The organism is Martinezella sp. CNPSo 3795 (assembly GCF_057784475.1).
Window position 1 is genome coordinate 916,990 of the sequence record NZ_JBXSOQ010000001.1, and the last position, 21,317, is coordinate 938,306.

Genomic DNA, 21,317 nt, shown 5'->3' on the forward strand with positions numbered 1-21,317 from the left:
CCGCGCCTATTCTCTTCATTTGCCGAAATTGCCACTGCGTCATTCTGCCGAATGGACGTATAGAATGCATTCATTATATTTAGAATGAATGCATGCAATATGATTATTGATTGCCTTCCCTTGGAAGATTGATTCAGGAGTGATGCTGTCATGGATGCCGATTATCCCCCGCTGAGCCCGCTGCAGGCCGGCCTTCGTTGTCGTTGCCCGCGTTGCGGGCAAGGGCGTTTGTTCGATGGATTCTTGACCCTTCGCAAGCAATGCGAAGCGTGTGGTCTCGACTATTCCTTCGCAGATCCCGCCGATGGGCCGGCTTTCTTTGTCATCTGCTTTGCCTGCATCCCGAGCGTCCTTCTCGGTGTCTGGCTGGAGGTGGCGTTCTCGGCGCCAGTGTGGGTGCAGTTTCTGGTGACTGGCCCCTTCATGCTGGCGACCTGCATTCCGCCATTGCGACCGTTGAAGGGATGGCTGATTGCGAGTCAGTACTTCTACAAGGCCGAGGAAGGCAAGCTTGTTCGTCTGCCGCAGGCGGACGGGCCTCACGCAACAAATTGAGGCCTGCTGTCGCTAGAGAACCAGAGCAAAGTTTGCAACGGATGGCTACGAGGCGATCAGAAGAAGATCGCCAAACCGACTTTCTCGGACTGATTTTCTCGGCATGGCATGGCTCGACCCTTTTCGTCGCCTGCGTTTCCGAAGCCTCCGGATATCAAATTGGACGACGATGGATGTTGCTTGATTTCAATTTTCCTGTCCACTTGACGGATATCCTACAAGTCAATAAGTTGCACGCCATGTCCCGAGGAGCTTGGGTGTCATGGTGGGAAAAGTCATTCAGCCTTTGACGCGCGCACCCTTGCTGCATGTCTCCGTGCAGGAGAGTTTGCGCAGCTATATTGCCGATAACGGTCTCGAGGCGGGCACGATGCTGCCGGCGGAGGGCGAGCTCGCGGCGCAATTGGGTGTCAGCCGCAACTCTCTACGCGAAGGCATAAAGGCGCTGGAATCTCTCGGTGTATTGGAAACGCGCCGCGGCATCGGCATATTCGTCAAGGCATTCTCCTTCGCGCCGCTGCTCGACAATCTCGCCTACGGGCTCGGCGATGCGCTGCGGCATATGGAGGAAGTGCTGGAAATCCGCCGCACGCTCGAAGTGGGCCTGATCGGCAAGACGCTCGACATGATCGGGCCGGAGGACCTGGTGGAACTGCGTGCCACGACCGACCGCATGCGCGCTCACGCCGAACGCGGCGAACCTTTTGCCGAAGACGATCAGCTCTTTCATCGCCTGCTGTTTCGCTGCCAGGGCAACGAGACCTTCGTTCGGCTGATCGATGTCTTCTGGCTTGCCTTCTACAAAGCGTCCCGCTTCTTCGATCTGGACGATGTCGATCCCATGGCCACCTGGCGTGACCATGAGGCAATCGTCGATGCGCTGGAATCCAGAAATCTCAAGGAGGTGCGCATGCGCCTCGACCGTCATTACGAGGGAATTTCGCAGGTGATCGCCAACAACAAGAAGAAGTAGCGATCGCAACCACGAGAGGAGGATCATCATGAGGAAAGCTTTTCATCTGCCTGCAATCGCGTTGGCAGCTTTGCTATCGGCCACTGCGATGCCCGTCTTGGGTGGCCTAGCAGTACCTGCCGCCGCCGCTACCATGTCCGGGGGCTTCGATGTCGGCCCAGGCGGCTTCCAGGGCAACTTCAATCCGCTGGCGGCAACCGCCGGTCTCACCTGGCTCAGCACCTACTTTGAGCCGCTGGTCAGCTACGATGAAAAGCTGCAGAAGATCGTCGGTGTGCTTGCGTCCTCCTATGAGGTGAGCCCGGATCAGTTGACCTATACGTTCAAGCTTGCCGATACCAAGTGGCATGACGGCAAGCCTTTTACGGCCAAGGACGCCAAATTCACCGTCGATCTTGCGGCCAATGCCAAGACCGGCTCGATCTTTGCCGCCCGTTTTAAACTCCTGTCATTCGTCGAGACGCCGGACGACCATACGCTTGTCATCAAGCTTTTCGCGCCTTCCGCGAGCCTGCTTGATACGCTGGCCAAGATCATGGTGCTGCCTGAGCATGCGCTTGCCGCCGTGCCCGTCGATCAGCTTGCGAAGAGCACTTGGTGGTCGACCTCGCCGATTGGGACGGGGCCGTTCAAGTTCGTCAAATATGTGCAGGATCAATATGTCGAGCTGACAGCCAATCCCGACTATCGCGGCGGCAAACCCGTTCTCGATCGGCTGATCAACCGCTATTTCGCCAATCCGGCGGCAGCGATCTCGGCGCTGCGGGCAGGCGAGATCCAGTTCACCTATGTCGATTCCAACGATGTGCCGACCTTCAAGGACGACAAGTCCTTCAAGATCATCGAGGGCGATTCCTTCGTCGTCAATTATCTTGGTTTCAACCAGGATTCGCCACTGTGGAAGGATCTTCGCGTCCGGCAGGCCGTCATGTACGCCATCAATCGCGATGCGATCATCAAGAGCCTCTATGACGGAGCGGCAAAGCCCGCCAATTGCGCTTATGTCGCCAATCAGTTGGTTCCGGACGGCATCGAAGCCTATCCCTACGATCCGGCCAAAGCCAAACAATTGCTCGACGAGGCCGGCTGGGACAAGATCAACGGCAGCAAACCGATCACCTTGCTGACCTATTATAACACGCCGCTTGCAACGAACGTATTGGCGGCCATGCAGGCCATGCTGGCGCAGGTCGGCATCAATGTCGTGCCGCGCGCCGTCGACGCGCCGACGTATAATGGCATCGTGCTGAACCCAAATGCCGACGCATCGCAATTCCAGCTTGTCTATGCGGGCCTTCAGAACGGACCCGATCCGAGCAACATCAACACCGGGCTCAACGAAAAGCAGATCCCGCCGGCGGGCGCCAATGTGGTGCGCGCACGCATGCCCGATCTGACCAAGGCGCTAGATGCGGCGATTGCCGAGACGGACGCCGGCAAGCGTGATCAGCGCTACCAGGATGTCTGCAAGGTCATGAACAAGGATCTGCCCTGGGCGACCATGTGGGTGGCGAACCGCTATGGCGTGGTTTCGTCCAAGGTGAAGGATTTCATCTGGACACCGGCGCCGGGCGGCGGGCCATACATCGCGCATCCGGAAGCGTGGAAGCTCTCAAACTAGGTTTTGAGCCGGCTGCAGGCTCGGTGGCTGGCGCATTCCGCGAAACGCAGGTTCGATATGCTGCACTATGGTCTCAGGCGTCTTGTAATCGGCATCGGCATGCTCGTCGCCTTGAGCATACTGGTCTTTGTGTTGCTGCGGTTGACGCCGGGCGATCCGATCGATGCCTATATCGACCCGAGCACGCCTTTATCTCCCGCTGCGATGGCCGATTTGCGTGAGCGCCTCGGGCTGGATCGGCCGCTGCCGCTGCAATATGTCGGCTGGTTGCAGCAGGCTCTGCAAGGCAATCTCGGCTATTCCGTCAAGCGGCTGGATCAGCCTGTTCTGACGCTGGTTCTGTCTCGCATCGGTCCGACGGTGCTGCTGATGGGCTCGGCCCTGATCATGGCGATCGTCGCCGGCATTGCTGCAGGCGTCATCGGTGCCGTCAGGCGCAATTCAGTCACGGATATCTCGCTCTCCGTGCTGGCGCTTGCCGGCATATCGAGCCCTGCCTTTCTGAGCGCGCTTCTTGGTCTTTATATTTTTGCGGTGCGTCTCGGCTGGCTGCCCTCGGGCGGCATGCTGACGCCCGGCGAGGACTTTTCCATCGGCGACCTGCTTTGGCATCTTATCCTGCCGGCTTCGCTTCTGGCGATCGCGCAAGCCGCGCTCATCATGCGCTATATGCGCGCTTCGCTGCTGGAGGTCCTCAATCAGGATTATGTGCGCACCGCGCGGGCCAAGGGCGTGTTCGAATTCTGGGTTATCGTCAAGCATGCCCTGCGCAATGCGCTCCTGCCTGTCGTAACCGTCATCGGCTCGACCATAGGTCTTGCCATCGGCGGTGCGATCTTCGTCGAAAGTGTCTTCAACTGGCCGGGCATGGGCCTGCTTCTCGTCGATGCGGTCACGTCGCGCGATTATCCCGTCATCATGGGGGCGACGCTCGTCATCGGCGCCTGCGTCATCATCGTCAACCTGCTGACCGATCTCGCCTACGCAGTGATCGATCCCCGCATCAAGGTGGGCTGAGCGATGCTGGCGCGAACCGAACGACCAAGCCATGGGCCACTTGCCCGAGCATTCGATCGCTTCCGGCTGAACGGGGCGGCCCTTTTCGGCGTCTGCGTTGCCGTACCGCTGCTGCTGCTGATCGTCACCTATCCGCTATGGTGGCGATTCCAGCCCAACGACATCGATCTCCTGGCCATGAACGCGCCGCCCAGTGCGACGCACTGGTTTGGAACGGACGGCGTCGGGCGCGATGTCTTTGCCAGAGCGCTCGAAGGCGGCCGTATATCGCTGATGGTCGCGGCAGGTTCCACCGTCATTTCGGCCATCATCGGTTTTCTGTTCGGCTTCGTGTCTGCCTTTGCCGGCCGCTGGGCGGATGCGCTCAGCATGCGCTTCGTCGATCTGGTCATGACCTTGCCGCCGGTGATCTTCCTGCTGGTGCTGGCCTCCATCACCGGCACGGGCATCTTGCCGACGATAGCAGTCATATCGCTGCTCTCCTGGCCGCTGCTGGCCCGTATGGTGCGTTCCAGGCTGCTGGAACTGCGCGAACGCGATTTCGTCACCGCTGCGCGCGGCATGGGGGCAGGGCTGCCGCACCTGCTGCTGCGCCACGGCATGCCGAACTGCATCGATATTCTGGTTGTCTACGCCACGACGCAGGTCGCCAATGCAATCCTCTTGGAGGCTGGGCTTTCCTTTCTCGGTCTCGGCATTGCGCCGCCCGCGGCGAGCTGGGGCAATATGCTGAATGCGGCCCGCTCCACAGCCGTTCTCGAACAATATCCGTGGCAATGGCTGTTTCCCGGCGCAGCTCTGGTGCTTGCCGTCCTTGCCATCAATTTCATCGGCGACGGGCTGAGGGATGCCTTCGATCCGCGCGCCGAGCTTCATTGAACCCAGGAAAGAAAGAGACGATGAGTAAATTCAAGGGTGTGGTGCCTCCCGTTGTAACGCCGCTGAACGACGATTTCACTGTGGATTACGCATCCTATACTAGGGTGCTGGAGCATCTGATCGATGGCGGCTGCCACGGCGTCTTCGTGCTGGGCTCCACCAGCGAGGTCGTCTTCCACGACGAAAAGACACGGCGGGAGATCATCGAGCATTCCGCCAAGGTCGTGAACGGGCGGGTGCCGCTGCTGGTCGGTGTCATCGACCCCACGACAGACCGCGTGATCGCTCATTCGAAAATCGCCAAGGCGGCCGGCGCCGACGCCGTCGTCGTCACCGCTCCGTTCTATACGGTGACCAGCCAGTCAGAGATATTGGATCACTTCCGCTGCATAAGAGATTCTGTCGATGTACCGCTCGTCGCCTATGACATCCCGGTCTGCGTGCATGTGAAGCTGCAGCGCCAGACGGTGGTGACACTCGCCAAGGAAGGGACCATCATCGGGCTAAAGGATTCCAGCGGCGACGACGGCAATTTCCGCTATGCGCTGCTCGATCTTGCCGATCACAAGGATATCTTCCTGATGACCGGCTCCGAAATCGTCGTCGACAATGCGCTTCTGATGGGCGCGCATGGCGTGGTGCCCGGTATCGCCAATGTCGATCCACATGGCTATGTGCGGCTATGGGATGCCGCGCAGCGCGGCGACTGGGCCGCGGCGCGGCGCGAGCAGGAAAGGCTTTGCCGCCTGTTCGAGATCGTCTGGGTCGCGCAGGGCCGCGTCAGCGGCGGTGCCGCCGGCATCGGGGCCTTCAAGGCAGCGATGAAAAGCCTCGGCATCATCGATACCGCTGTCATGCCCCGCCCGCGCGCGGCACTGAATGCGGAGGAAACGGCCAGGATCGATGCGATCCTGAAGAATACGGGGCTGCTGTAGGTATGATAGCGCCGGCTGCCCAACCCGTTCTCGATATCAGAGGGCTCAGGACCGTCTTCCGCACCCGCGGCGGCGAGTTGACCGCTGTCAGAGATATCGACCTGACCATCGACGCGGGCGAGACGCTGGCGCTGGTCGGCGAGTCCGGTTCGGGCAAGTCGGTGACGAGCCTTTCCGTGATGCGGCTTCTGACGCGCAATGTCGGGAAGGTCGCAGCTGGCAGCATTCGGTTGCGGGACAGGCAAGGCGTCGTCAGCGATCTCGCCACGCTGGACGACAGCCATATGCGTGAGATCCGCGGCGGCGCTATCGGCATGGTATTCCAGGAGCCGATGTCGAGCCTCAATCCAGTGCTGACAATCGGCGATCAGATTGCCGAGCCGATCCGCATTCATCGGCGGGCAGATCGTGCTACCGCGATGCGTGAGGCGATCGCGCTGTTGGAAAGCGTCGGAATTCCCGATGCGCAACGCCGCGTCAGGCAATATCCGCATGAACTATCCGGCGGCATGCGGCAGCGCGCGACCATTGCCATGGCGCTTGCCTGCGATCCGGTGCTGCTGATCGCTGACGAGCCGACGACGGCGCTCGACGTCACAATACAGGCGCAGATCCTCGATCTCCTGCAGCGGCTGCAGCGGGAGCGCGGCATGGCGATCCTCTTCGTCACGCATAATCTCGGCGTGGTGGCAGAGATCGCCGATCGCGTCGCCGTCATGTATGCCGGCCGGATTGTCGAGGAAGGGCCGACGGAAACAGTGTTCCGCAATCCGAGGCATCCCTATACGCGCGGCCTTTTGGCCTCCATGCCGCGGCTCGGCGAGGCGACACGGATGCGGCAGGCAGGCGAGCCGCTATACGCTATTCCCGGTGTCGTGCCGAGCCTGACGCGAATGCCATCCGGCTGCGCTTTCGCGCCGCGTTGCGCCCACGCGATCCAGGCTTGCGGCGCGGCGGTGCCGCCTCTCGATGCTGTCGATGCAAGCCATGCGAGCCGCTGCATCCGCTGGCGGGAGATTTAGATGACCGAAGCGCTTGTCTCCGTTCGCGATCTTGCCAAGAATTATGTGTCCCGCGGCGCAAGGCTTTCCATACTTCGCGATATCTCCTTCGATATCGGAAAAGGCGAAGTGGTGGGGCTCGTGGGAGAGTCCGGCAGCGGCAAGACGACGATCGGCAGGTCCATCCTGCGATTGATCGAGCCATCGGCCGGCAGCGTGCGCTTCGACGGCACGGAAATGACCATGCTCGGCGCCGGCGATCTGAGGCGCATGCGACCGCGCATGCAGTATATTTTTCAGGATCCCTTCGCCAGCCTGTCGCCGCGCATGACCATCGGCGAGATCCTGATCGAGGGGCTGAAGATCCAGCGTATCGGCAGCCGTATGGATCGGCTGGATCGGGCACGCGCGGCGCTCGAACAGGTGGATTTGCCGGCGGACGCGATCAATCGCTATGCCCATGAATTCTCAGGCGGCCAGCGCCAGCGGATCGGTATTGCGCGCGCACTTGCGCTCGGGCCGGAATTTCTGGTCGCCGACGAACCCGTTTCGGCACTGGATGTCTCCATTCAGGCGCAGGTCATCAATCTGCTGCGCGGCCTACAGCAGCGTCTCGCGCTTACCATGCTGTTCATCTCTCATGATCTTGCGGTGGTCGAATATCTCTGTGATCGCGTCATTGTGCTTTATCTCGGGCGGATCATGGAGATTGCTGCAAGCGCTGATCTGTATGCCCGGCCACGCCACCCCTATACCCGCGCGCTGCTCTCGGCCATTCCCTCACCGGACCCGGACAGTAGACGCGACCGGCAAATCCTGAAGGGCGATATTCCGAGCCCGGCAAATCCGCCGAGTGGCTGCGTCTTCCGCACGCGCTGTCCCTTCGTGCTCGAGGCCTGCGCGACGACGGTTCCGCAATTGCGGGAGATTGCGCCGGGGCAGTTCAAGGCATGTATTCGCGACGATCTCGATTGATCCCGCTTTCAGGCTGATACGGATCTCGCGACGCGGCTTGCTATGTCGCACTGCACATTTGACCAAACGGGCCACCCTTGATGTCAAAAAAGTATCGGTTGGGCGTACAAGGCGTAGTAGCGGCAGGCGCCTATGAGAGGTAGATTTACCACATAGAAGACGCGATGGCCTCTGGGAGGAGGCGCCGTAGCCGTAACGAATGCGGACGGACGAAAGGAGGTTTGCCGATGAATCCCGATTTGGAAGTGGTCGCGATCGGCAGCGGAGAATCCTTCAAAGCGTGGGAGCACGGCTATCCCTACCGCACGGTGCGTTGGCATTTCCATCCCGAATACGAAATCCATCATGTCGTCGCGACAACGGGTCAATATTTTATCGGCGACTTTATCGGCGAGTTCGAGCCCGGCAATCTAGTGCTGACAGGACCGAACCTCCCGCATAATTGGGTGAGCGACGTGCCTGCCGGTGTCACCCTGCCGCTGCGCTGCCGCGTCCTGCAATTTTCCGAATCCTTCTTCGCCGATGCCAGCAAGGTTTTTCCGGAACTGTCGGCCTGCGCCGGTATTCTTGAGACGAGCCGCCGCGGTGCGCTCTTTACGCCTGAAACGGCGGCCATCGTCGGTCCGATCCTCGGCGAACTGGTGGAAGCAACCGGTATCCGCCGCATCGAACTCTTCATGAATATTCTCGATGCGATGAGCTGTGCCGAGGGCACGCGTACGCTCGCCAGCGCCGGCTATCAGCCGGACCCATCCGGCTTCATGTCGGCGGGCGTCAATCAGGCGCTGGCTTACATCAATGCGCACCTCACCGAGCCGTTCAGCGAGTGTGATCTGGCCGAATTGACCGGCCAGAGCCCGAGCGCCTTTTCGCGCAGCTTTCGCCGCCATACCGGCATGGCGCTGGTTCAGTACGTCAATCGTCTGCGTATCAACTTCGCCTGCCATCTGCTCATGAGCAAGGCCGAGATGACGATCACCGATATCTGCTTTGCGGCAGGCTTCAACAATATCTCGAACTTCAATCGGCGTTTTCTGGATCAGAAGGGCATGGCGCCCTCCCGGTTCAGGTCGCTCTTGGCACAGCACGCACGCGCGGTGGAGGCCGCCTAACACAAGGGAGGACAGGGAGGAGAGACAAATTCAGGGCGAGCGAACGGGTTGGCATCTCTGCCGTCTGAAGGAGAAGGCTTGTCCAAAATTACCGCCGCGTCGGTCTGAGATCGCCTTCGGCGACGCATCAACAAGAGCATCGCGTGCGGACAGCCGCGATGATCGAGGGAAACCATTACCATTTGGAACGGAGAAATTCCAATGAACCATTTCGCACTGAAAATCGCCGGCATAACCGCGCTTGCGGTCGGTCTTCTGGCCGGCACTTCCGCCTTCGCGCAGTCGGCCAAAGTCACGGACGCGACCGTCGCCTTCCTGATGCCCGACCAGAGCTCGACGCGCTATGAAGAGCATGATTTCCCTGGTTTCCAGGCCGAGATGAAGAAGCTCTGCGCCGGCTGCAAGGTCATCTACCAGAACGCCAATGGCGATGCCTCGCGTCAGCAGCAGCAGTTCAATTCGGCGATCTCGCAGGGTGCGAAGGCTATCGTGCTCGACCCGGTGGACTCGACGGCCGCCGCCTCATTGGTGAAGCTCGCGCAGAGCCAGGGCGTGCGCGTCATCGCCTATGACCGGCCCATCCCGTCGGCGGCCGCCGACTACTACGTGTCCTTCAACAACGAAGAGATCGGCAAGATGATCGCCAAATCGCTGGTCGATCATCTGAAGGCGAAGGGCGTGAAGGCGGGCGATGGCGGCCTTCTCGAGATCAACGGCTCGCCGACCGATGCTGCTGCCGGCCTGATCAAGAAGGGCATCCATGCCGGTCTGGCCGACGGCGGCTATCCGGTGCTGGCCGAATTCGACACGCCGGAATGGGCACCGCCGAAGGCGCAGCAATGGGCAAGTGGCCAAATCACCCGCTTCGGCAAGAAGATCCTCGGTGTCGTCGCCGCCAATGACGGCACCGGTGGCGCAGCCGTCGCTGCCTTCAAGGCCGCCGGCTACGATCCAGTGCCGCCGGTCACAGGCAATGATGCGACCATCGCTGGCCTGCAGCTCATCATTTCGGGCGATCAGTATAATACGATCTCCAAGCCGAGCGAGATCGTGGCGGCTGCTGCCGCCAATGTTGCGATCGAGCTGCTCTCCGGCGAGACGCCGAAGGCCGACACGAAGCTCTTCGACACACCGACCAAGCTCTTCACGCCGGCCCTGGTCACGTCCGAAAATCTGAAGGCCGAGATCATCGACAAGACGGTCAACGGCAAGCCGATCCAGACGCCGGAACAGCTCTGCAACGACCGCTATGCCGATGGCTGCAAGAAGCTCGGTATCGGCAGCTGAGATCTGCTCCTCCCAGTCTCCGGCTGCTTCGGCGGCCGGAGGCAAAACGCATCCGATAGCATTTCAACCCGAGAAGGTGGCGAGTCATGAGTGACGCTTCCGATCATAGAGCCCCGGACGGCGAGCTGGTGCTCAGCCTCAAAGGGATCTCCAAACACTTCGGCGCCGTCTCGGCACTGACGGATATCAACCTCGATGTGCATGCCGGCGAAGTCGTGGCGCTGGTCGGCGACAACGGCGCGGGCAAATCGACGCTCGTTAAGGTTCTGGCCGGCGTCCATCAGCCGAGTTCAGGCACGATTACATTCCGCGGCAAGCAGGTCACGCTCAGTGACCCCGCAACCGCGCTCGATCTCGGCATCGCCACGGTCTTTCAGGATCTCGCCCTTTGCGAAAACCTCGATGTCGTCGCCAACATCTTTCTCGGCCGGGAACTGAGCCCGATGAAGCTCGACGAAACCGCCATGGAGGTTCGCGCCTGGACGCTGCTGAATGAGCTCGCGGCGCGCATCCCGAGCGTGCGCATCCCCATCGCCTCGCTTTCCGGCGGTCAGCGGCAGACGGTGGCGATCGCCCGTTCGCTGCTGCTTGAGCCGAAACTCATCATGCTCGACGAGCCCACCGCAGCACTCGGCGTCGCACAAACCGCCGAAGTGCTGAACCTCATCGAACGCGTCCGCGACAAGGGGCTCGGCGTCATCATGATCAGTCACAATATGGAGGATGTGCGCGCCGTTGCCGACCGAATCGTCGTGCTACGCCTCGGGCGCAACAACGGCATCTTCTATCCAGATGCCTCGAACCAGGAACTCGTCAGCGCCATCACCGGAGCCACGGAAAACGCCGTGTCGCGACGCGCAGGGCGGCGTCAGGCCCAGCAGGAATTGAGGGAAGGGGGCCAGCCATGAGCCAGGACAGCAAGCAATCGACCATGCTGCTCGACCGCAGCGATGTCCGCGTCAACCATGATACCGGGCTTGGCGCGACTATTCGCTCCTCCATCGACAAGGTGCGCTCCGGCGACTTGGGCTCGTTGCCCGTCGTCGTCGGCCTCGTCATCATCTGGACGGTGTTCGGCACGCTCAACCCGACCTTCCTTTCCAGCAACAACCTCGCCAATTTGCTGTTCGATGCTTCGACCGTCGGCATCATTTCGCTGGGCATCGTCTGTGTGCTGATGGTTGGCGAGATCGACCTTTCGGTCGGCTCGATCAGCGGCTTCGCCTCGGCCATGGTCGGCATGCTCTGGGTCAATGAGGGCTGGCCGGTGGCGTTGGCGATCCTGGCGGCGCTGGTCGTCGGCGGTGTGATTGGCGTGATCTATGCCGTACTGTTCAACCGCTTGGGCATGCCGAGCTTCGTTGCCACATTGGCAGGTCTTCTCGCCGTACTCGGCATGCAGCTCTATCTGCTTGGCGCCACCGGCTCGATCAATCTGCCCTATGGCTCGGCGATCGTAAATTTCGGCCAGCTCCTCGTCATTCCTCGACCGCTTGCGTATCTCTTCGCGCTTATTCCGGGTGTGGTTCTGCTGGCGACCGGCTTGGGCACTGTGCGGCGACGCAGGCAGGCGAACCTCTCCGCGCCCTCCGTCGGCGGCCTGCTGGCGAAGGCGGCTGTCATCACCGTGGCCCTAGAGTTCGTCGCCTTCTACCTCAATCAGGATCGTGGCGTTCCCTGGATGTTTGCCTTGTTCGTGGTGCTTGTTATCGTCATGGACTACGCGTTGACGCGCACGCAATGGGGCCGGTCGATGTCCGCCGTCGGCGGCAATCGCGAGGCAGCGCGCCGCGCCGGTATCAACGTACGCAGGATCTATACCAGCGCCTTCGTGCTTTGCGCCATGTTTGCGGCGCTTGGCGGCGTGCTAGCGGCGGCACGTCTCGCCTCGGCCAGCCAGCAGGCGGGTACAGGCGACGTCAATCTGAATGCGATTGCGGCGGCCGTCATCGGCGGCACCAGCCTCTTCGGCGGCCGCGGCAGCGCCTATTCGGCCCTGCTCGGCATCATCGTCATCCAGTCGATCGCCAGCGGCCTCACCATGCTCGATCTGTCGTCGGCGCTTCGCTACATGATCACAGGCGCAGTTCTTGCCATTGCCGTCATCGTCGACTCGCTCGCCCGTCGTTCCCGCGCCTCGCATGGGCGCGGCTGATTTCTTCAAGAAGGTAAGGATTGTTATGAGACAGGATTTTGCCGGCAAGGTCGCCGCCATCACCGGGGCTGCCTCTGGAATTGGCCTGGAATGCGCCAAATCGCTATTGAAAGAGGGCGCCAGCGTCGCCCTCGTCGACCGGGCCGAAGACAGCCTGAAAAGCCTTTGCGCCGAATTGGGGCCGAACGCCTTTCCCGTCGTCGTCGATCTTCTGAACCCCGAGAGCGTAGCGGCGATGATGCCGCAGATTCTTGGCAAGTTCGGTAAGCTTGATATCTTCCATGCCAATGCCGGCGCCTATATCGGCGGCGAGGTGGCGGAAGGCGATCCCGATTCCTGGGACCGGATGCTGGATCTGAATATCAACGCGGCGTTCCGCTCGGTTCGCATGGTGTTGCCGCATATGATCGAGCGCAAGACCGGCGATATCATGATGACGAGCTCGATCGCCGGTCTGGTGCCGGTGGTCTGGGAGCCGATCTACACTGCCTCCAAACATGCCATCCAGGCTTTCACCCACACGGTTCGGCGCCAGGTCGCCAAGCATGGTATCCGCGTCGGCGCCGTGGCGCCGGGGCCGGTGGTAACGGCGCTGATCAGCGATTGGCCACAGGCAAAGCTTGACGAAGCGATTGCCGCGGGCGGCCTCATGGAGGCGACGGAAGTGGCGGAAGCGGTGCTCTTCATGCTATCGAGGCCGCGGAACATCGTAATCCGGGATCTGGTGATCCTGCCTTTGAGTACGGATCTCTGATGACAGCACCCTATTTCATCGGCATCGATGTCGGCACCGGCAGCGCCCGGGCCGGGGTTTTCGATGCGCATGGCCATCTGCTCGCCGCCGCCAAGCGGCCGATTACCATCTGGCACGAGGCCGGCAGCATCGTCGAGCAGTCGAGCGAGCAGATATGGAGAGCCGTCTGCGACAGCGTCAAAGAGGCTGTTGCAACGGCAAAGATAGCGGCCGGTGACGTTTCGGGCATCGGCTTCGATGCAACCTGTTCACTGGTCGCCGTCAAGGCGGATGGCCAACCCGTGGCTGTCGGACCATCGGGCTATGCCAATCGCAATATCATCGTCTGGATGGATCATCGTGCGGCCGGCGAGGCGGCGGAGATCAATTCAGGCAATCATGCCGTGCTGCGTTATGTCGGCGGCCGGATCTCGCCCGAGATGGAGACGCCGAAGCTCCTGTGGCTGAAGCGAAACCTGCCGCAATCCTTCGCGGCAACGGATCATTTCTTCGATCTTGCCGACTATCTGACCTGGCGCGCGACCGGCTCGCTGCAGAGATCCGTGTGCACGGTGACATGCAAATGGACCTATCTCGCCCACGAGAAGCGCTGGGATGCGCAATATTTCAAGGATATCGGCCTTGGTGAGTTGGCCGACGAAGGCTTTGTGCGGATCGGCACCGAGATCGTCGAGCCGGGTACGGCACTCGGTGGCGGCTTGAACGACGCTGCCGCCGGCGATCTTGGCCTCATCGTTGGTACGCCGGTCGGCGCGTCGCTGATCGATGCCCATGCGGGCGGCGTCGGGACGCTCGGCGGGCAGGGAGCGGACGGCAAAGCCAATGTCCGGCACAGGCTCGCCTATATCTTCGGCACCTCCGCCTGTTCGATGGCGTCGAGTGATGACGCTGTCTTCGTCGATGGCGTTTGGGGACCTTATTATTCTGCCATGGTGCCTGGCCTCTGGTTGACCGAAGGCGGGCAATCTGCGGCAGGGGCGGCGATCGATCATCTCGTTACCATGCATCCGGCAAGTGGTGAGGCGCGTGCCAGGGCCGAAGCGGAAGACTTGTCGCTCGTCGCCTGGCTTGACCGGCAGGCCATGAAGGCGGTCAAGAATGCGTCCGACGCCGTGAAGCTCGCGCTGTCCATTCAAGTCGTGCCGGAATTCCTCGGCAATCGTTCGCCCTATGCCGATCCCGACGCTCGCGCCGTCATCTCCGGCCTCGGACTGGAAACCGGTATCGATGATCTTGTCGCGCTCTATGTCGCCGGCCTTTGCGGCATCGGCTATGGCCTCAAGCAGCTGCTCGAAAAGCTGGCTCAGGACGGCATTGCCTGCGATCTCATCATCGCCAGCGGCGGGGCTGCCCAGAGCGGATTGGTACGTCAGCTTTTGGCGGATACGACCGGCAGGCCGGTCGCTGTCGCCGATACGGAGGAGCCTGTTCTTCTCGGTGCGGCCATGCTCGGCGCCACGGCCGGCGGGCATTGCGGTTCGCTCGTGGACGCGATGGCTGCCATGTCACGGCTGGCGAAGAGGTTCGAGCCGGCGGATGGCACCATCAGGGCGTTGCATGAACGGCGTTACGAAGCTTTCGCGCTGCTGCAATCGGCAGATCGCAGCATCCGCACCTTGATGGCGTCGTAAGTCTGGCGGGAACGACATTTATCGCTCCAATTCATAAGTCTATACGACGATGGCCCTCTACCGCTTTGTCAATTGCAGGCTAGATTGCCCTCATGCAGCGGAGCCGTCACGGCTCATCGCAGGAAAGGATGGTCATCATGGATATCACGAGGAACGGTGCGCAGCCCTCCGGCAAAGGCCCTTCGGATTGGTTCACCGGTACTGTCCGGATAGACCCGGTCTTTGTGGCTAATGATGCGCGGCGCGCCGCAGCGAGCAGCGTCACGTTTGAACCTGGTGCGAGGACGGCATGGCATACCCATCCGCGCGGCCAGACCTTGATCGTCACCGTCGGCCTGGGTCTCGTTCAGCGCGAAGGGGGGCCGGTCGAAGAGATCCGGCCCGGAGATGTCGTCTGGTTCGAACCGAATGAGAAGCACTGGCACGGTGCTTCGCCGACGACAGCCATGACCCATATCGCCATCCAGGAACACCTTGACGGCAAGGTGGTGGACTGGCTGGAGCATGTGACGGACGAGCAATATCACGCGAGGTGAAGGTCCAACCCGTGGTCGGCCAGCACCGAGCGGATCGCTTGCAGGCAATCAACTCTTGCCATAAGTCAGCCTCACGAGGTCAATATAGATGGAACCCTGTCGCTTCCACGGCACGTCCTAACGATCGAATGCCCCGCGACGTAACTGGCCTCGCGATGGCAGCAATATGGATGGGGAAATATCATGCTTCGGCTTGTGATTGGCGCGGCTCTTGCGCTTGCAGCGCTCACCTGGTCCAACGCGCAATGTATGTAAATGCCGACGGGTTTTCCCCTACTGTCGGGCAGCGTATTTGCCGCCGATTGAACTCGGCGTAATCAGGCAGATGTCGCCATAGCGGCGGTGCTGGCCGTAGGCAGATAAGTGTTCGGTTGCATCGCCGCGTAGTGTCGATGCACTGGCACGAATCGAGGATATCCGATGACCTCTGTTGAGCGTCCCATGCCGAGCGAAGCCGGCATCCTGCAGTTCATGGAGATTTGCGATTCCTTCTATCCGCCGGATGCGGTAACGGCCTCCATCGCGCAACAGCGCCAATGGTATGACGCACTATGCGCTCGTTTCGATCGCCCTTTACCGGAGGGCATGCAGACCGCGGATGATCTTGTATCCGGAACGATTCCCGTCAGGCGTTACAAGCCCGCCAATATCCGTACGACAACGAAGCTTCTCTATCTCCATGGTGGCGGCTTCGTTGTCGGTTCGCTCGAGAGCCATCATGCGATCTGCGCCGAGATTGCCGATCATGCCGGCGCCGAACTGGTCTCGGTCGATTACCGGCTGGCGCCGGAATATCGCTGGCCCGCCCAGACGGATGATTGTTTCAACGTTCTCAAGCAGCTGCTCGCCGAGAAGAGGCCGGTCGTGCTGATCGGCGATAGCGCCGGCGGCAATCTCGCGGCAGGGCTGGCGGTGCGCGCGCAGGCCGAGGGGCTTTCGGGCATTGTTGGCCAGATCCTGATCTATCCCGCACTCGGCGGCGATCTCGTCTCCGGCTCCTATGAGGAGATGGCCGAGGCGCCGGGCCTGACGACGGCTGATGTCGCCTATTACCGCACCGTTCTGCAGGCGCCAGAAGGCGATCCGGTCGCAGGACCGCTTGCCTTAGCCACCATGGCCGGCCTTCCGCCAACCTTCATTACCGTTGCGCATTACGATCCGCTGCGCGACGATGGCCGCAACTATGCGGCGCGTCTCGCACAGGCGGGCGTCGAAGTCTGGTTCCGCGAGGAGCCGCAGATGGTGCATGCCTGGCTGCGGGCACGGCATATGAGCGAAGGTGCGCGGGCCGGCTTTGCCGCCATCTGCGCAGCGGCAAGCCGGTTTGCGGGGTCGCGCTGAACTACATCAGGTCGCGGGCGATACGTTTCTCCTCGAAGGTCTTCCGGAAGATTTCGGTCTCGCCCTCATAGGCAACGACGGAGGCGCTGATGATCCAGTCCTTTGCCGCGCAGGATATGGACGATGTCGCCACCGTGCGAACGAACCAGCTGGGGCGGCTCATGTCACAGGTCCATGTCGAGATGCCTGTCATCGATAGCGGATCGTCCGGCGCGATCGACCAGACCTCTTCGCGCAGCTGCCGTGTGGAAAGTCCGGTGCCGGGATGTTCGGAGAGGCCGGTGTCCTCATGAATTTCATAGCGGGTGACGCCGGCCGAGAGATCGCGCATCACCTGCCGCTTCGTCGAGCCTGGTGCGTGTTCGATATATTTCGGCAGCGGATCGGGATTGTCAGGCTGCTTGATGTCGATGATCTCATGCGCACCGAGCTTCGGCAAAGCAAGGCCGATGGAGGCGATGTCGATCGCCAGGCCCGGATCTTCCGGTGGCGGCAGGACCATCGGCCAATAGGCTGTCGACAGCGACAAGCGGATGCGGTGCCCCTTGCGGAAACGATAGCCGCAGGCATCGAGCGTCACAGTCACTCTGACCTGCTGACCCTTGATCAGCGGCTCCGGCGCGGCATCGCCGTTGCGGTGGGCGAGGTTGAGCACGCCGAAGGAAACGCGCGTTGCCGTGCCGTCCGGATGGATATCGACGAGCCTTGCGCAGAGATTGGCGGTTTCGGCGTCGCATCTGAGCGTCAAGGTGACGACGGGGCGGCCGAGATAGTCGTGATCCTCGATCAGCGGCGCGGTTTGGAAGGTCAGCGAGCCGGCATCGTCGACGCGTTGATCGATCGCCATTTCCGCATCCGGCTTCAGGGTGAACCATTCGCCCGAGGCCGTACCCGTGTCGAGCGGCGAGCGCAGATAGACGGGATGTTCCGGTGCGTGCGGGATTGGCATGCCTTCCATCAGCGTGCCGAATTGCTCGACATAGAAACACTGCATCTCTGGCTGCTGCCATTCTTGCTTCGCGATCCAGAAACCGGGGTCGAAGTCGCGGCGTTTGGCGGGCTTTATGGCGTCAAGAATATAGGCACGCACCGATGGCATGGCCTCCGCGCCGTTACGTTCGCCACGCAGCCAGTGGTTCCACCAGGCGATGGCTTCTCCGTGGAAATCGACCCGCGGCTTCGGCCAGGCGAAATGCGGATATTTGTGAACCCACGGGCCGATCAGCGCCTTCGCCTTATCCCCGAGGCCTTCGACCGCCAACAGCGGCGTATTGCGGTAACCGTCAGCCCAGCCGGCGATGACGATGGCGGGGATATCGAAGCCTGCAAAATCTTCGCAGATCGAGCCATGCCGCCAGAAATCGTCACGACGCTGGTGCTGGAGCCATTCTTCCATGAAGAAGGGTTCCTTTTCCAGGCGCTCCAGCCACATATCGCGCCAGTCGTCGCCAACGATGGCCGGGTCGGGTGAGCGCGATTGATAGCCGAGCATGGTCGCCGCCCAGGAGAGTTGGGCGGAGAGATGGCAGCCGTTCTTGTAGTGGATATCGTCGTTATATCGATCGACCGTGGAGGCGATCGAAATCACCGCTTTCAACGCGGGCGGCTTCAGCGCTGCGACCTGCAGGCAGTTGAAACCGCCCCAGGAAATGCCCATCATGCCGACCGACCCATTCGACCACGGCTGTGCTGCGATCCAGGCAATCAGCTCGCAGGCATTCGCAAGCTCGAGCTCTGTATATTCGCCATCGATGACGCCGCTGGATTCGCCGGAGCCTCTGATATCGACACGAACGCCGGCAATGCCTGCTGCAGCGAAGACCGGGTAGGTGGATTCGTCACGCGGACTTGTCCCGTCGCGCTTGCGGTACGGCAGGAACTCGAAAACGGCAGGCACGGGATCGCTCTCCGCCCCTTCCGGCATCCATATGCGCGCGGCAAGCCGCGTTCCGTCCTTCAGGGTGATCCATTGATTTTCGATGGTGGTGAAGCTGCGCTCGGCCATGATCATATATCCAGAAGAGGTTTAGGCATTAAACCATACACGGCTGCCGATGTAGCCATTCGACATATCGTTGCCGATATCGTCCACGTATCCCTTCAGCGTCTTCGAAGAGGCCATGATGTAGTCGTTGAAGACGGGCAAAATCAGGCCACCATCGTCTCGCACCATCACTGCCAGCTGTCGATAAAGCACCTTGCGTTTGGCTTCATCGAGCTCGGATCGCGCCTGCAACACCAACTTGTCGAAGTCGGGGCGCTTGAAGCGCGTATCGTTCCACTCGGCGGTTGACAGGTAGGAGGTGGAGTAGCGCGAATCCTGCGTAGGACGGCCGCCCCAGAAGGATGCGCAGAAAGGCTGCTTGTTCCAGACATTGGTCCAGTAGCCGTCTTCCGGTTCGCGCTTCACGTCGATCGCAATGCCGGCCTTGCGTGCGCTTTGCTGGAACAGGATCGCCGCATCCACCGCGCCTGGAAACGCTGCGTCTGACGTCAGCAGCTGAACGGGGCGATCGAGACCCGATTTCTTGAAGTGGAAGGCGGCCTTGTCTGGATCATAGGGGCGCTGTTCGATATCGGTCGGCGCGAGCGCGTAGTTGGAATTGACCGGATAGTCATTGCCGATCGTCCCGTAGCCGCCCAGAACCTTGTCGAGGATCGACTGGCGATCGATCGCATATTTCAGCGCGAGCCGAAGATCGGCGTTGTCGAAGGGCGCCGTGTCGCAATGCATCAGGAAGCAGTAGAAGCCCTTGCCGGCATTGCGGACGATCTCGACGGTCGGTGCCCGCTGCAGCATCGGCACGGTTTTCGGGTCGACATTGTTGACGAAATGAACCTGACCGGAGGCGAGCGCTGCAATGCGGGCGGTGTTGTCGTTGATGACGAGGATTTCGACGCTGTCGACGAAGCCCCGGTCAGAGCGCCAATCCCTAGGGTTCTTCTCGAAGGTGGCACGAACACCCGGCTCGAAGCTCTTCAGAATGTAAGGGCCGGTGCCGATAGCTGCCGCCGGCTTGTCGACGCCGCCCTTCGGCTGGATGATCAGGTGGTAATCGGTCAAAAGCAGAGGCAGATCCGCATTGCCCTCGGAAAGCGTGAGGACGAGATCGCCCGCCTTTTCTTCGATGCCGGTGATCGAGGCCATAAGCCCAAGAGCACCCGACTGCGAATTCTTGTCCGCATGCCGCTTCAATGTCGCGACAATGTCGGCGACCGTCATCTTGCTGCCGTCGTGAAACTGCACATCGTTGCGGATCTTGAAGGTCCAGACGGAAGCGCCAGCCGAGGGCGTCCAGGAGGATGCTAGCGACGGCAAGGGAGCGCCGGTCTTCGGATCGGATTCGAGGAGCGTATCGCCCCAGAGGCGGCCAATGACGAACAAGACGGAGGCACTATAGGTTGCCGGGTCGAGCGCATCGCTGGTGGCGCCGCCCTTGAGGCCGAGTTTCAGATGACCACCGCGCTTCGCTTCCTGTGCTTGAGCATCGCGGGGCATTAGGAGGCCGGAGGTGAGTGCCGGCAGTGCACCCAGCGCGGCTGCCCCGCCGAGGAAGTGGCGGCGGCCCATATTCAGCTGAGAAGATTGATCTTTTTGTTGCGTCATGACAGTTCCCTCGTTTCCATTTTGTAGGTGAGAACGTAGAGGCCGGCTCAGCCCACGCAATTTCGCGACTTGACGCATCTTTAAGCAAGTTTACGCTAGTCGTCGTCAATGCGGAGCTACCGATGCCTCACTTGGTCGAGAACCTCAAAATTGCCTGCGCAACGCAACGCTCCATTTCGCATCTGTGCCGCGCAATCGATATCAACCGGCAACAATTCAACCGGTACATCAACGGCCAGACGAGACCGTCTGCCCACAATCTGGCGCGCATCGCCAACTATTTCGATCTTGATGCAGCCGACTTTAGCCTCGCTCCGAAGCTGTTTCGTGAACGTCTTCGAAAACCTGCCCTCGGCGTCAATGAAGGTTCCGATCTCCTCAAAGCGTTTCCCGGAAACCTGATCGCGCTCAGGCGTCACATCGGCTATTTCCAGACCTATCATCGTTCGCCGTCCTGGCCCGGAATGGTTGTGTGTTCGTGCAGTCGTCTGATCGAGCAGGGTGGGTTGGTGCACGTCAAGTCGATGGAACGTCTGCGCGATCCTGGAAACGGCATTCAGCAATTCTCGAAATATGTGGGTTTGGCGGCGTTTTATCGAAACCGCATCTTCATCACGGAGCGTGTGGTAGGCCCGAATTCCATGTTGTCGCAGACGATCCTCCTGCCCTTCGACGAGCACCAGCGCGTCTATCTGCGCGGGACGACAATGGGCGTCTCCTGGCGAAGGGAAAACCTCCCCTACGCCTCGCGGATGATCTGGCGGCATGTGGGTGCCGAGCCTGATCTGCGAGAACTTCTGTCGCGCTGCGGACCGCTGCCGCTGTCATCGCGGCAACTGCCGCCGACGGTACGCTCGTTTCTTGCGGATCCCTCGGCCGAAGTGTATGCGGTGCCAGCCGAGTATTGACGACACCGATTGCCGAAGGGCTTTGTTAGT

19 protein-coding genes are annotated in these 21,317 nt (G+C 60.9%); 17 read left to right on the top strand and 2 right to left on the bottom strand.

Annotation, left to right across the window (positions count from 1 at the left end):
- Positions 1-150: 150 nt before the first annotated feature.
- The 16 genes from AC13QY_RS04230 (at position 151) to AC13QY_RS04305 (ending at position 16,772) form a co-directional block, all read left to right on the top strand.
- Positions 151-555 (top strand): DUF983 domain-containing protein, encoded by a 405-nt coding sequence (locus AC13QY_RS04230; protein ID WP_145634122.1) that lies wholly within the window; start codon positions 151-153, stop codon positions 553-555.
- A 262-nt stretch (positions 556-817) separates the two neighbouring features.
- Positions 818-1,528 (top strand): FadR/GntR family transcriptional regulator, encoded by a 711-nt coding sequence (locus AC13QY_RS04235; protein WP_113351088.1) that lies wholly within the window; start codon positions 818-820, stop codon positions 1,526-1,528.
- Positions 1,529-1,616: 88 nt separating this feature from the next.
- Positions 1,617-3,149 carry an ABC transporter substrate-binding protein gene (locus AC13QY_RS04240; RefSeq protein WP_371864946.1) on the top strand — a complete coding sequence of 511 codons (1,533 nt, stop codon included), beginning with the start codon at positions 1,617-1,619 and terminating at the stop codon, positions 3,147-3,149.
- A gap of 57 nt (positions 3,150-3,206) precedes the next feature.
- Positions 3,207-4,166: an ABC transporter permease gene (locus AC13QY_RS04245; RefSeq protein WP_113351194.1), complete on the top strand. Its 960-nt coding sequence runs from the start codon at positions 3,207-3,209 to the stop codon at positions 4,164-4,166.
- A 3-nt stretch (positions 4,167-4,169) separates the two neighbouring features.
- Entirely contained in the window at positions 4,170-5,045 is an 876-nt protein-coding gene (locus AC13QY_RS04250; RefSeq protein ID WP_113351090.1) for an ABC transporter permease, read from the top strand.
- Positions 5,046-5,065: 20 nt separating this feature from the next.
- Positions 5,066-5,980, top strand: coding sequence for a dihydrodipicolinate synthase family protein (locus AC13QY_RS04255; RefSeq protein WP_113351091.1), 915 nt, complete (start codon positions 5,066-5,068; stop codon positions 5,978-5,980).
- 2 nt (positions 5,981-5,982) lie between these two features.
- Positions 5,983-7,002, top strand: a complete 1,020-nt coding sequence (locus AC13QY_RS04260; protein ID WP_371864936.1) for an ABC transporter ATP-binding protein — start codon at positions 5,983-5,985, stop codon at positions 7,000-7,002.
- The gene (locus AC13QY_RS04265) at positions 7,003-7,956 is read left to right on the top strand and encodes an ABC transporter ATP-binding protein (protein WP_113351092.1); all 954 of its coding nucleotides are present in this window, start codon (positions 7,003-7,005) and stop codon (positions 7,954-7,956) included.
- 227 nt (positions 7,957-8,183) lie between these two features.
- A complete protein-coding gene (locus AC13QY_RS04270; RefSeq protein WP_113332739.1) occupies positions 8,184-9,068 on the top strand; it encodes an AraC family transcriptional regulator in 885 nt (294 codons plus the stop codon).
- Positions 9,069-9,269: 201 nt separating this feature from the next.
- Entirely contained in the window at positions 9,270-10,355 is a 1,086-nt protein-coding gene (locus tag AC13QY_RS04275) for an ABC transporter substrate-binding protein (protein WP_112344940.1), read from the top strand.
- Between the two features lie 86 nt (positions 10,356-10,441).
- Positions 10,442-11,263: an ATP-binding cassette domain-containing protein gene (locus AC13QY_RS04280; RefSeq protein ID WP_145634124.1), complete on the top strand. Its 822-nt coding sequence runs from the start codon at positions 10,442-10,444 to the stop codon at positions 11,261-11,263.
- Positions 11,260-12,510, top strand: a complete 1,251-nt coding sequence (locus tag AC13QY_RS04285; protein ID WP_113332737.1) for a sugar ABC transporter permease — start codon at positions 11,260-11,262, stop codon at positions 12,508-12,510. The genes AC13QY_RS04280 and AC13QY_RS04285 overlap by 4 nt, the downstream gene beginning before the upstream one ends.
- A 25-nt stretch (positions 12,511-12,535) precedes the next feature.
- The gene (locus AC13QY_RS04290) at positions 12,536-13,264 is read left to right on the top strand and encodes an SDR family oxidoreductase (protein WP_113351196.1); all 729 of its coding nucleotides are present in this window, start codon (positions 12,536-12,538) and stop codon (positions 13,262-13,264) included.
- Positions 13,264-14,895, top strand: a complete 1,632-nt coding sequence (locus AC13QY_RS04295; RefSeq protein WP_145634128.1) for an FGGY-family carbohydrate kinase — start codon at positions 13,264-13,266, stop codon at positions 14,893-14,895. Before AC13QY_RS04290 ends, AC13QY_RS04295 begins: the two co-directional genes overlap by 1 nt.
- Before the next feature lie 134 nt (positions 14,896-15,029).
- Positions 15,030-15,431: a (R)-mandelonitrile lyase gene (locus tag AC13QY_RS04300; RefSeq protein WP_145634180.1), complete on the top strand. Its 402-nt coding sequence runs from the start codon at positions 15,030-15,032 to the stop codon at positions 15,429-15,431.
- A gap of 420 nt (positions 15,432-15,851) precedes the next feature.
- A complete protein-coding gene (locus AC13QY_RS04305; RefSeq protein WP_145634131.1) occupies positions 15,852-16,772 on the top strand; it encodes an alpha/beta hydrolase in 921 nt (306 codons plus the stop codon).
- A gap of 1 nt (position 16,773) precedes the next feature.
- On the opposite strand, the gene AC13QY_RS04310 is transcribed toward AC13QY_RS04305, so the two are convergent.
- Together AC13QY_RS04310 and AC13QY_RS04315 are read right to left on the bottom strand one after the other, a co-directional pair.
- The gene (locus AC13QY_RS04310) at positions 16,774-18,777 is read right to left on the bottom strand and encodes a CocE/NonD family hydrolase (RefSeq protein WP_145634134.1); all 2,004 of its coding nucleotides are present in this window, start codon (positions 18,775-18,777) and stop codon (positions 16,774-16,776) included.
- A 21-nt stretch (positions 18,778-18,798) separates the two neighbouring features.
- Positions 18,799-20,379 (bottom strand): ABC transporter substrate-binding protein, encoded by a 1,581-nt coding sequence (locus AC13QY_RS04315; protein ID WP_145634136.1) that lies wholly within the window; start codon positions 20,377-20,379, stop codon positions 18,799-18,801.
- A gap of 122 nt (positions 20,380-20,501) precedes the next feature.
- Between AC13QY_RS04315 and AC13QY_RS04320 the strand changes: the two genes are divergently transcribed.
- Positions 20,502-21,287 (top strand): helix-turn-helix domain-containing protein, encoded by a 786-nt coding sequence (locus tag AC13QY_RS04320; protein WP_113351097.1) that lies wholly within the window; start codon positions 20,502-20,504, stop codon positions 21,285-21,287.
- The last annotated feature ends 30 nt before the right edge of the window (positions 21,288-21,317 follow it).

What these genes read in the sequence shown, in the direction of transcription:
- AC13QY_RS04280 (WP_145634124.1), top strand. Translation starts at nt 10,442, where the DNA reads ATGAGTGACGCTTCCGATCATAGAGCCCCGGACGGCGAGCTGGTGCTC.
- AC13QY_RS04315 (WP_145634136.1), bottom strand. Translation starts at nt 20,379, where the DNA reads ATGACGCAACAAAAAGATCAATCTTCTCAGCTGAATATGGGCCGCCGC.
- AC13QY_RS04255 (WP_113351091.1), top strand. Translation starts at nt 5,066, where the DNA reads ATGAGTAAATTCAAGGGTGTGGTGCCTCCCGTTGTAACGCCGCTGAAC.
- AC13QY_RS04250 (WP_113351090.1), top strand. Translation starts at nt 4,170, where the DNA reads ATGCTGGCGCGAACCGAACGACCAAGCCATGGGCCACTTGCCCGAGCA.
- AC13QY_RS04245 (WP_113351194.1), top strand. Translation starts at nt 3,207, where the DNA reads ATGCTGCACTATGGTCTCAGGCGTCTTGTAATCGGCATCGGCATGCTC.
- AC13QY_RS04260 (WP_371864936.1), top strand. Translation starts at nt 5,983, where the DNA reads ATGATAGCGCCGGCTGCCCAACCCGTTCTCGATATCAGAGGGCTCAGG.
- AC13QY_RS04235 (WP_113351088.1), top strand. Translation starts at nt 818, where the DNA reads ATGGTGGGAAAAGTCATTCAGCCTTTGACGCGCGCACCCTTGCTGCAT.
- AC13QY_RS04295 (WP_145634128.1), top strand. Translation starts at nt 13,264, where the DNA reads ATGACAGCACCCTATTTCATCGGCATCGATGTCGGCACCGGCAGCGCC.
- AC13QY_RS04310 (WP_145634134.1), bottom strand. Translation starts at nt 18,777, where the DNA reads ATGGCCGAGCGCAGCTTCACCACCATCGAAAATCAATGGATCACCCTG.
- AC13QY_RS04320 (WP_113351097.1), top strand. Translation starts at nt 20,502, where the DNA reads ATGCCTCACTTGGTCGAGAACCTCAAAATTGCCTGCGCAACGCAACGC.
- AC13QY_RS04240 (WP_371864946.1), top strand. Translation starts at nt 1,617, where the DNA reads ATGCCCGTCTTGGGTGGCCTAGCAGTACCTGCCGCCGCCGCTACCATG.
- AC13QY_RS04230 (WP_145634122.1), top strand. Translation starts at nt 151, where the DNA reads ATGGATGCCGATTATCCCCCGCTGAGCCCGCTGCAGGCCGGCCTTCGT.
- AC13QY_RS04305 (WP_145634131.1), top strand. Translation starts at nt 15,852, where the DNA reads ATGACCTCTGTTGAGCGTCCCATGCCGAGCGAAGCCGGCATCCTGCAG.
- AC13QY_RS04275 (WP_112344940.1), top strand. Translation starts at nt 9,270, where the DNA reads ATGAACCATTTCGCACTGAAAATCGCCGGCATAACCGCGCTTGCGGTC.
- AC13QY_RS04285 (WP_113332737.1), top strand. Translation starts at nt 11,260, where the DNA reads ATGAGCCAGGACAGCAAGCAATCGACCATGCTGCTCGACCGCAGCGAT.
- AC13QY_RS04290 (WP_113351196.1), top strand. Translation starts at nt 12,536, where the DNA reads ATGAGACAGGATTTTGCCGGCAAGGTCGCCGCCATCACCGGGGCTGCC.
- AC13QY_RS04265 (WP_113351092.1), top strand. Translation starts at nt 7,003, where the DNA reads ATGACCGAAGCGCTTGTCTCCGTTCGCGATCTTGCCAAGAATTATGTG.
- AC13QY_RS04270 (WP_113332739.1), top strand. Translation starts at nt 8,184, where the DNA reads ATGAATCCCGATTTGGAAGTGGTCGCGATCGGCAGCGGAGAATCCTTC.